The organism is Stenotrophomonas sp. STEN022, from assembly GCF_056760155.1.
On record NZ_JBRREG010000139.1, the window covers coordinates 1 to 9,263 of the forward strand.

The 9,263-nt window shown below is 64.9% G+C and carries 9 protein-coding genes; 5 read left to right on the plus strand and 4 right to left on the minus strand.

Annotated features, from left to right (window positions below):
• Positions 1-20 precede the first annotated feature (20 nt).
• Positions 21-344 (minus strand): hypothetical protein, encoded by a 324-nt coding sequence (locus tag ACVOMF_RS19575; protein WP_481510759.1) that lies wholly within the window; start codon positions 342-344, stop codon positions 21-23.
• A 252-nt stretch (positions 345-596) separates the two neighbouring features.
• Positions 597-2,717, minus strand: coding sequence for a TonB-dependent receptor family protein (locus ACVOMF_RS19580; protein ID WP_481510751.1), 2,121 nt, complete (start codon positions 2,715-2,717; stop codon positions 597-599).
• Positions 2,718-2,892: 175 nt separating this feature from the next.
• Between ACVOMF_RS19580 and ACVOMF_RS19585 the strand changes: the two genes are divergently transcribed.
• Positions 2,893-4,095 carry an amino acid aminotransferase gene (locus ACVOMF_RS19585; protein ID WP_481510752.1) on the plus strand — a complete coding sequence of 401 codons (1,203 nt, stop codon included), beginning with the start codon at positions 2,893-2,895 and terminating at the stop codon, positions 4,093-4,095.
• 296 nt (positions 4,096-4,391) lie between these two features.
• On the opposite strand, the gene ACVOMF_RS19590 is transcribed toward ACVOMF_RS19585, so the two are convergent.
• Entirely contained in the window at positions 4,392-5,627 is a 1,236-nt protein-coding gene (locus tag ACVOMF_RS19590; RefSeq protein ID WP_481510753.1) for an MgtC/SapB family protein, read from the minus strand.
• A gap of 287 nt (positions 5,628-5,914) precedes the next feature.
• On the opposite strand from ACVOMF_RS19590, the gene ACVOMF_RS19595 reads away from it, so the two are divergent.
• The 4 genes from ACVOMF_RS19595 (at position 5,915) to ACVOMF_RS19610 (ending at position 8,773) form a co-directional block, all read left to right on the plus strand.
• Positions 5,915-6,928 (plus strand): class 1 fructose-bisphosphatase, encoded by a 1,014-nt coding sequence (locus ACVOMF_RS19595; protein ID WP_481510754.1) that lies wholly within the window; start codon positions 5,915-5,917, stop codon positions 6,926-6,928.
• A 255-nt stretch (positions 6,929-7,183) separates the two neighbouring features.
• Positions 7,184-7,615, plus strand: coding sequence for a nuclear transport factor 2 family protein (locus ACVOMF_RS19600; RefSeq protein WP_481510755.1), 432 nt, complete (start codon positions 7,184-7,186; stop codon positions 7,613-7,615).
• Positions 7,612-8,316: a 2OG-Fe(II) oxygenase gene (locus tag ACVOMF_RS19605; RefSeq protein ID WP_481510756.1), complete on the plus strand. Its 705-nt coding sequence runs from the start codon at positions 7,612-7,614 to the stop codon at positions 8,314-8,316. Before ACVOMF_RS19600 ends, ACVOMF_RS19605 begins: the two co-directional genes overlap by 4 nt.
• A gap of 142 nt (positions 8,317-8,458) precedes the next feature.
• On the plus strand, positions 8,459-8,773 hold the full coding sequence (locus ACVOMF_RS19610) for a hypothetical protein (RefSeq protein WP_481510757.1): 315 nt from the start codon (positions 8,459-8,461) through the stop codon (positions 8,771-8,773).
• 14 nt (positions 8,774-8,787) lie between these two features.
• Here the strand turns inward: ACVOMF_RS19610 and ACVOMF_RS19615 are convergent, their stop codons facing one another.
• Entirely contained in the window at positions 8,788-9,174 is a 387-nt protein-coding gene (locus ACVOMF_RS19615; RefSeq protein WP_481510758.1) for a hypothetical protein, read from the minus strand.
• Positions 9,175-9,263 lie beyond the last annotated feature (89 nt).

The following is a 9,263-nucleotide window of genomic DNA, read 5'->3' on the forward strand; positions in this document are numbered from 1 at the left end:
AAACCTCCGCACCTTCTTGCCTAGCGTGCGTGCACTGCTGCCACCGGCATGCGGTCCAGCGCCAGCCATGCGTCTTCGACCAGGTCCCGGACCTGCTCCCAGCGCAATCGCGAGCCGCCGCGTGCCTGCTCCCAATGCTCGGCAAGTTCCACGTCGGTGTCGCCGCTGCCGCGCGGCCAATCCGCCGCATGTGTTGCCAGCGCGAATGCATAGGCTGGCTGCAGATCCAACCAGCCGCGCGCGCCACGCCGGCGACGCGCGTAGTCGTCGAGGCTGTACTGGACGAAATCCTGCGCCACTTCATCAGCAGCATGCTGGCGGTGCCTTAGCCGGCCACGCCGCATCACCTTGGGATCGGCACCAAACAAGGTCGGTGCAATGGGGTGTTCGATGCGATCGGGGCGGTACATGGCACAACCCTCCCTGTTGGGCGCTCACAGTTACGCCGGGGGCTGTTAGTTGGGGGTGAGCGGGGTGTTTAGATGGTTGTTGGGTGGGTGCGACGGCAGAAGCAGAAGCACCCCTCCCCAACCCTCCCCTTCGCTACGCGAAAGGGAGGCGGCCAGGTGCGCACGCTCAGCTGGCGGCGAGGCTGTTCACCGCGCCCATTGCCACTGCAGGCCCACGGTGAAGGCGCGGTCCGGGCCCGGTTCGTAATAGCGCTGGTTGCCGTCATTGACGATCACCGAGCCGATGTAGCGCTGGTCAAGCAGGTTATCCACACGGGCGAAGGCGCGCAGCGGCCCGCGTGATGTGCGCCATTGCCGCGCCATCTCCAGGTTCAACAGGCCATAACCGGCGGCGTTGGCGCTGCCCAGATCGTTCGCGCCGATGTCGCTGGCAGCCACCACTTCCGCCGCCCACTGCCACGGCCCCGGCTGCCATTGCCAGCGCGCGAACAGCTGCTGGCGCGGCACGCCCGGCACTCTGGTGCCCGCCGCTACCAGGTTGCTGGGCTGGGTGCAGGGCGAGGGCAGGCCGGTGCAGGTCAGGTAGGCCTCACGCACGCTGGCCTGCAACCAGGTATAGGCCAGCTGCAGTTGCTGGTCAGCACCGATCGGCAGCTGCCAGCTTAGCTCCGCGCCCTGGCGCCGGGTCGCGCCGATGTTGCGGTAGCTGCTGCGGCCACCGCTGTTGGTCGCCACCGCCAGTTCGTCCTCACTGTCGGCGCGGAACAGCGCCAGCTCCAGCCGCGCACCGCTCTGCGCGCGCCATTTGCTGCCGATCTCGTAGTTGCGGGTGCTGCCGGCGGCCAGGTCCAGCGCCAGACCCGCACCGCCGTCAGTGCGATAGCCCAGCTCGTTGAAGGTCGGCGTTTCAAAACCGCGGCCAGCGGAGGCATATAGCCGCAGATCGTCGCTGGCGCGGAATACCAGGCCGGCCACTGGTGTGGTCGCCGAGTAATCACGGCTGCCGCTGTCATCGGGATTGGTGGCGGTGATGTAGCGGTCGCGCGAACGGAACTGCACCTCACTGTGGCGCGCACCCAGCAATGCCGACCAGCGCGGACTGAACTGCCACCAGGCCTGCGCGAACTGGTCGATGTTCTGCACACGGTCGTTCTGGTCGCGGCGTAGTCGGCCCTTGATGCCCAGGGTGCTGCCGACGAAGTTCTCGTAGCCCGTCCGGTGCTGCTGCTGGCGGTCTGCATTTGCGCCGACCACCAACTCCAACGGCTTGCCGGCCAGCTGCCCATGCCAGGCCCAGCGCGCGTCCACGCCGCCGTAATCGCTGTCCAGGTCGATCACTCCGCCCGAATGCAGGGGGCTGTTCTGCGGCCCCGGCGGAATCGCCAGGAATTGCTCCACCGCACGCTGCCCGGCATAGCCCATCAGCCGCCAGGTCTGCTGATCGCGTTCGGCGCTGTAGACCGCGCCCAGCTGCGTCTGCCGTACCGACTTGCGGGTGTTGTACTGGCTGGCCACGGCAGTGGCCTGGCGCGGGTTCGCGCGCACCTGCTCGCGGCTCAGGCCCAGCGGGTCCTGCGCATGCGGTGCATCGAAACCGTTGAACAGCAGCTCCAGCCGTTGACCGGCCGCCAGATCGAAGCCCAGCCGTGCATTCACCGATTCGCGGCGGGCCACGCTGTGTGCACGCCAGCCATCGGTACGGAAATGGTTGGCCGCCACGTTGTAGTGCATGGCCCCGGCCAGGCCCTTGAGCTGCACGCCGGTGCTGGAGGTGTTGTTGATGCCATGGCTGCTGCGCAGCCGCCACGGGTCGCCGTCCTGCCCGTCCGCGCTCCACAGCTGCAGCACGCCACCGGAGGAATTGCCGTACAGCGCCGAGAACGGCCCACGCAACACCTCCACCCGGTCAGCGCCGAACACGTTGAAGTGGGAGAGCTGGCCCTGGCCATCGGGCATGGTCGCCGGCACCCCATCGACCAGCAGCCGCACCCCGCGCACGCCAAAGGTGGAGCGCGCGCCAAAGCCGCGCAGCGACAGCTGGGTGTCCTGTGCATAATTCTGTCGATCGCGTGCCAGCAAGCCGGGCACGGCGCCCAGCACTTCGGATACCTGCACGCCACGGCCATTGCCGTCGGTGTCCAGCGCCAACGTGGTGCTGGAGGAGGGCAGGTCGAAATCGTCCACCGCGTGGACCTTGGCCGCCTGGACCTGCACCCGATCCAGGGTGGTGGCGGGCAGCTCGTCGGCCATGGCCGGCCACGCCAGCAAAAGCCCCGAGAACACGAAAAACCGATTACAAGTACGCATCCGGCCATCATCTCCGATCCACGCAGGCAACGTCATTGCCCCGCGCGCTGAAGTTCCAGCTGAAACCCTACGGCCAGCGGGCTCCAGCCCTGTTAGGATGATGCGGTTCTGAGCGCGTCGTTGCTGCATCCCGCGCCGAGCACCCCCACTCCCCGCCACTGATACGAGTATCGCCGTGTCCTTCTTTGCAAACGTGGAACAGGTACCTGGTGACCCGATTCTGGGTCTGACCGAGGCTTACAACGCTGACAGCCGCACCACCAAGGTCAATCTTGGCGTGGGCATCTACTACGACGAAAGCGGCCGCATTCCGCTGCTGCGCGCCGTCAAGCAGATCGAGCAGACGCTGGCCGCCGAGGCCAAACCGCGCGGTTACCTGCCCATCGACGGCCTGCCGGCCTACACCCAGGCCACCCAGAAGCTGGTGTTCGGCGAAGCGTCGGAGCTGCTGGCCGCTGGCCGCGTCGCGACCTCGCAGACCGTTGGCGGCAGCGGTGCGCTGCGCGTCGGCGCCGACCTGCTGAAGCGCCTGCTGCCGCACGCCACCATCGCCATCAGCAACCCGAGCTGGGAAAACCACCGCGCCGTGTTCGGTGCCGCCGGTTTCGACGTGGTCGATTACACCTATTACGACAACGCCGCGCACGGCCTGGACTTCGCCGGCATGCTGGCCGACCTGCAGAAGCTGCAGCCGGGCACCGTGGTGCTGCTGCACGCCTGCTGCCACAACCCGACCGGTGCCGACCTGAGCACCGAGCAGTGGAAGCAGGTTGCCGCGTTGATGAAGGACCGCCAGCTGTTCCCCTTCATCGACATGGCCTACCAGGGCTTCGACAAGGGCATCACCCAGGACGGCCAGGCCGTGCGCATCGTCGCCGATGCCGGCATCGACAGCTTCATCGTCGCCAACTCGTACTCCAAGTCGTTCTCGCTGTACGGCGAGCGCGTCGGTGCGTTGTCGGTGGTGGGCCCGGACGCGACCTCGACCAAGGCCGTGCAGTCGCAGGTCAAGCGCATCATCCGCACCATCTACTCCAGCCCGTCCACCCACGGCGCCGCGCTTGTCGCCGGCGTATTGAACAGTGGCGAGCTGCGCGGCGTGTGGGAAGCCGAGCTGACCGAAATGCGCGAGCGCATCCACGCCCTGCGTGCCGGCATGGTGCAGAAGCTGGCAGCCCTGGGCGCGCCGGAATTCGGCTTCATCCAGCAGCAGGCCGGCATGTTCTCCTACTCGGGCCTGAGCAAGGCGCAGGTAGACAAGCTGCGTGACGACTACGGCATCTACGCCGTCGGCACCGGCCGCATATGTGTTGCCGCGCTGAGCCAGAACAACCTGGACTACGTGGCAAAGGCAGTCTACGAAGTCAGCCGCGGCTGATGCAGCGTTGCTGCTGATGTGATGAAAAGCCCGGGGAAACCCGGGCTTTTTTGTGGCCTTAAGGTTGTGGATAAGGCTGTGGAAAAAGGCTTTAGAGCTTTAAAGCACCCCTCCCCAGCCCTCCCCTTGTCTGCGGCAAAGGGAGGGGGTAATAGCTGCAGCCCTCACCATTTCGCGAACTGCAGCTTAGCCCCCTCCCTTGCGCGAAGCGCAGGGGAGGGTTGGGGAGGGGTGCCGTTGCTCCAGCTCCTGCTTTTCCAAAGCCTTATCCACAAGCCCCTGTGGATATCCAGCAGCTATCCCGGCACCACCCAGGTAACCACTACCGCAGTCACCACCATCGCCCCAAGCCCAATCGTCACGCCAGCCCCATAGCGCCCGCCACCACTGGCGAACGCGAGCACCGACTTGGCCAATGACGCCGAGGCCAACAGCGCCACCACACCCCAGCGCGCCTGTGCCAACTCCAGGCCACCAGAAGCCGTAAGCCCGGCAATACTCGCCGCCGCCGCGTGCAGTTCACCCAAGGCGGCAATGGTCGCCCCGGCCAAGGCACCAGCCTGCCCGAACAGCTGCCGCAGCCCTTCGGACAGCAACAGCACCAGTGCAATTACCAGGGCGATCAGCAGGGCGTGTTTCAGCTGGAAGGTCTTGCTGGCCGGCCCCTGCGGCACGGTTTCATCGGCCACATGGCGCAACCCCAGCGCCGAGCACAACAGCAGAACCAGGCACGCTGCCGCCAGCGGCCATGCCGTCGCCTTCAACAACGTCGCCGAACTTGTACCGATAACGGCGGCAAACAGCAGCAACGAGGCAAGATTCGCCAATAACGCGGCCGCTACCGAAGGCATCACCAAGGCCGGCGCGGCGCGGCTGCTGCGGCCAAACCCGGCCACTGCCGCGGTCGAGGAGGCGAAGCCAGAAAAGAACCCGGCTACCGGCAAGCCCCAGCGCGCGCCCACCGCCCGCAGCGCGATATGGCCGAGCATGCCCACGCCCATCACCAGCACCACGATCTGCCACAGCTTGGACGGCACCAGCACGCCCCAGGGATCGACCGCGCTGTCAGGCAGCATCGGCAGCACCACCAGCGCACAGGCGGCCAGCAACAGCGCGTCACGCACCTCCTGGTCGCTGATCACTTCCCGGCTCAGCCGCGCCAATGGCGCCTTCGCCCACAGCAGGATCGCGACCACCACACCCAGCGCGGCCGCCAGCGCCTGCTGCTGCATGCCCAGCCCACCCAGCAACACAGTTATCAACAGGGCGATCTCGCCGGTCAGGCCGGGATCTTCACGCGAGGTGGCGCGGTAGCTGGTCCACGCCAGCGCCGCCACCGCCAGCAGCGCGACCACGAACACCGCCTGACCCAGCATCAGTGCCGCCGCACCCAGCAGGGCCGATAGCGCATGCGTACGAACGCCGGCCTGCAGGCTTTTGCGGCCGCCATGCTGGCGCTCGCGCACCGCGCCGATCAGCAGGCCGATGCCCAGGGCGGTCAGCAAACCATGTGTGGCCTGGTTCCAATCCATCGTGTTCTCCAGCAAGGCCCTGAATGGTACGAGGCATGTGGATAAAGCCAATACCCACGGACTTATCCACATCTCATTCCAATCTGGAGTTATCCCCAAACGTTTGTGGATAACCCTCTTACGCCTGCCAGGACGGAGCTTTACCTCACCACAGCAACAACGCTGCGCAATTGCTGGCAGGTGCTGTCCAGATTTGTCCACAGGAAGACAAAGTCTGGCCATGGCTCGCTAAAAGTGGAGCCAGCCGCGACAATAGCGCCCCTTTCGTCTGAAGGTAGTTGCCGTCCATGTCCCGTACGTCGCTGACCCGTTTCCTGATCGAAGAACAGCATGCCAAGCGCATCAACGCCGACCTGCGCCAACTGGTGGCCGTGGTCGCCCGCGCCTGCACCAGCATCTCGATCGCCGTCAGCAAGGGCGCCCTGGGCGGCGTGCTGGGCGATGCCGGCACCGGCAACGTACAGGGTGAGGCGCAGAAGAAGCTGGACGTGATCTCCAACGAGATCCTGCTCGAAGCCAATGCCTGGGGTGGCCACCTGGCCGCCTGCGCCTCCGAGGAAATGGACCACAGCCAGCCGGTGCCGTCGGAATACCCGCTGGGCGACTTCCTGCTGCTGTTCGATCCGCTGGACGGCAGCTCCAACATCGACGTCAACGTCTCGGTCGGCACCATCTTCTCGGTGCTGCGCTCGCCGAAGGGTGTGGATAAGCCGGGCGACGAGCACTTCCTGCAGCCGGGTACCCAGCAGGTTGCCGCCGGTTACTGCATCTACGGGCCCAGCACCATGCTGGTCCTGACCGTCGGCCATGGCACCCACGCCTTCACCCTGGACCGCGAAACCGGCGAGTTCGTGCTGACCCAGCGCGGCATGCAGGTACCGGCGGACACCAAGGAGTTCGCCATCAACATGTCCAACCAGCGCCACTGGGAAGCGCCGATGCAGGGCTATGTGGCCGATCTGCTAGCCGGCAAGGAAGGCGTACGCGGCAAGGACTTCAACATGCGCTGGATCGCCTCGATGGTGGCCGACGTGCATCGCATCCTGACCCGCGGCGGCATCTTCATCTACCCGTGGGACAAGAAGGACCCGACCAAGGCCGGCAAGCTGCGCCTGATGTACGAGGCCAACCCGATGTCACTGCTGGTGGAGCAGGCTGGCGGTGCCGCCACCAACGGCCGCGAGCGCATCCTCGACATCGCCCCGACCCAGCTGCACCAGCGCGTACCGGTGTTCCTCGGCTCGAAGAACGAAGTCGCCGAAGCCACCCGCTACCACCGCGAGCACGACCTGCAGGGCTGAGCTTCTGCCCCCTCCCGTTGGCCGCAGGCCAAGGGGAGGGCTGGGGAGGGGTGATTTTGCGGCCTTTCAAGCCATATCGGGAAAGCGGCACTACCGATAACCCTCCTGCAATGCCGAGCCATGCTCGGCGGGACCTTACCGGTATAGCCCCGCTGCTGGGCATTGCTTGGAAAGCCCCTGCCGAGCATGGCTCGGCACTACACATGCGGGGCGGTTCACGCCACCATCGGCGGTAGCTCTCCGGAGATACCGTCGATGCGCACATGGATTCTGCTGTTGGTGTTGCTGGCTCCCGGCTGGGCCTGGGCACAAACACCGGCAACGCTGGAACAAGCCGATACGGCATGGAACCAGTTGCGCCTGCAAGGTGATGCCAAGGCTCTTGCTCCTTTGCTTGCTGAAGACTGGCTGCTTACCCATTCCGATGGCCGCGTGCAGCACAAGGCCGACTATCTGCACGAGCTGACAACCCGCCAGCGGCGCAACACCCGCATCGACAACGAAGACGTGCAGATCCGCCAGCATGGCGACACCGCGGTGATCACCGGCACCAGCGTGCAGGCCGCCATCAGCGATGGCAAACCTTGGGAGGGCAGGTTCCGCTTCACCCGCGTCTGGCTGCTGCGCGACGGCCAATGGCAGATGCTGGCCTCGCATTCCTCGCGGCTTGCAGAGGCCACGCAATGAGCGTGCCCGACTTCATCGAGGTCTATGACAGCGCACTGACTGCCGCCGATTGCGCGGCCATCGTCGAACGCCTGCGCCACAGCACCCAGCTCAAACCCGGCCAGGTCGGCAGCGGCGTATTCCCCGAGCTCAAACGCAGCCATGACCTGCGCATCAGCGGCAACGACGGCTGGCGCGATGTCGAGCAACGTCTGCAGCAGGCGGTGTTCAACGGCATGCTGCATTACCTGCGGCGTTATCCACAGGTGCTGATTTCGCCCTTGATGCTGCAGGTACCCGATGCGCAAGGCCAGGCGCGACGACTGAGCGCAGATGATTTCCAGGGTATGGACGACGCCGCGCTATCCGAACTCGCGCGCACCTGCCTGCGCCCCGGCGCGATCAACCTGCAGTGGTATACGGCGGGCGAGGGCGGCTATCCCTATTGGCACTGCGAGCTGTTCCCGCGCGACCCCAGCGGCGAAACCCTGCACCGGCACCTGTTGTGGACGCTATATCTCAACGACGGTTTTGAAGAGGGCGAAACCGAATTTCTGTTCCAGCAGCGCAAGGTGGTACCGCGCACTGGCAGCCTGTTGATCGCGCCTACGGCATTCACCCATACCCATCGCGGCAACCGGCCGCAGGGTGGAGACAAGTTCATCGCGACGAGTTGGATCTTGTTCCAGTCGGCGCAGCGTTTGTATGGCGAGGATGGCTAGTTCCAACCGTTCCTGCGGAAAGCTCGTTCTTGGGTAGAGCGGAGCCATGCTCCGCTGGGGCTGTACTGGTAAGGCTTCTGCCGAGCGTGGCTCGGCACTACAGAGACTGTTGCAACCTTGCGTCATCACAGAGGTGCCACCAATGAAATGGCTTGCGTTCTTTGCGCTGCTGGTAGTTTTTCTCAATTTGATAGCGAGCGTCTTTCTCTTCCGCATCAAAGATCAAACCGGTATGCAACGTCTACTACAGCTCGCTCTGGTCTGGCTGTTACCGGTCATCGGTGCGGTTCTCTGCTTGGCATTCGCCACATCCTTGCTGCCTGCCGCTGCACGCGGCCAGGCAACTGACGCCGGCATGATGGTTGGCGATATCCCTGGCCATCGACTCGCCGACGGAAGCGATTGCGCTGATGCAGTGTCCTGCGACGGAGGTAGCGGTGATGGCGGCGGGGACTGATCGATGTGCTCGCCTCATATCTCGTCGTAGCAGAGATCGTCGGGGTCAACGCCAACATGATCTGGCGAAGGCAGCTCAAGAAGACATACTGCCGCGATATCTTCCTTCCGCAACAGCAATGCCTTGGCCACGCGATGCATGCCGTCCATAACCCGTCCCTGCGGGCAGAGGATGATCGGGTACTGCAGGTCCGTTGCTTCCACCAACTGCATGTGTTCGATGACCTGCCTGCATGTCGGGGGCGGTGAGTCGACATCCCACCAATAGGCTTCGTCCAGCTCGGTGACCGCTGATAGCGCGATGTGGGAAACCGGAAGGTCACGACTCAGTGCGATCAAACGATGCACGTCCCAGGCCAACAAACCTGCCTCACTCCGACGGAAGTGGTATTGCCTGCGCATGGTTTCTTCACCCACGAAATTCAAGCAACAGGGTAGCGCACTACCTGTAGAGCGGAGCCATGCTCCGCTGGGGCATTACCAGCAATCCC

Bases quoted from the DNA above. Each gene is read 5' to 3' on its own strand.
- ACVOMF_RS19575 (WP_481510759.1), bottom strand. From the start codon at position 344: ATGCGGCGTGGCCGGCTAAGGCACCGCCAGCATGCTGCTGATGAAGTG.
- ACVOMF_RS19580 (WP_481510751.1), bottom strand. From the start codon at position 2,717: ATGCGTACTTGTAATCGGTTTTTCGTGTTCTCGGGGCTTTTGCTGGCG.
- ACVOMF_RS19590 (WP_481510753.1), bottom strand. From the start codon at position 5,627: ATGGATTGGAACCAGGCCACACATGGTTTGCTGACCGCCCTGGGCATC.
- ACVOMF_RS19595 (WP_481510754.1), top strand. From the start codon at position 5,915: ATGTCCCGTACGTCGCTGACCCGTTTCCTGATCGAAGAACAGCATGCC.
- ACVOMF_RS19600 (WP_481510755.1), top strand. From the start codon at position 7,184: ATGCGCACATGGATTCTGCTGTTGGTGTTGCTGGCTCCCGGCTGGGCC.
- ACVOMF_RS19605 (WP_481510756.1), top strand. From the start codon at position 7,612: ATGAGCGTGCCCGACTTCATCGAGGTCTATGACAGCGCACTGACTGCC.
- ACVOMF_RS19610 (WP_481510757.1), top strand. From the start codon at position 8,459: ATGAAATGGCTTGCGTTCTTTGCGCTGCTGGTAGTTTTTCTCAATTTG.
- ACVOMF_RS19615 (WP_481510758.1), bottom strand. From the start codon at position 9,174: ATGCGCAGGCAATACCACTTCCGTCGGAGTGAGGCAGGTTTGTTGGCC.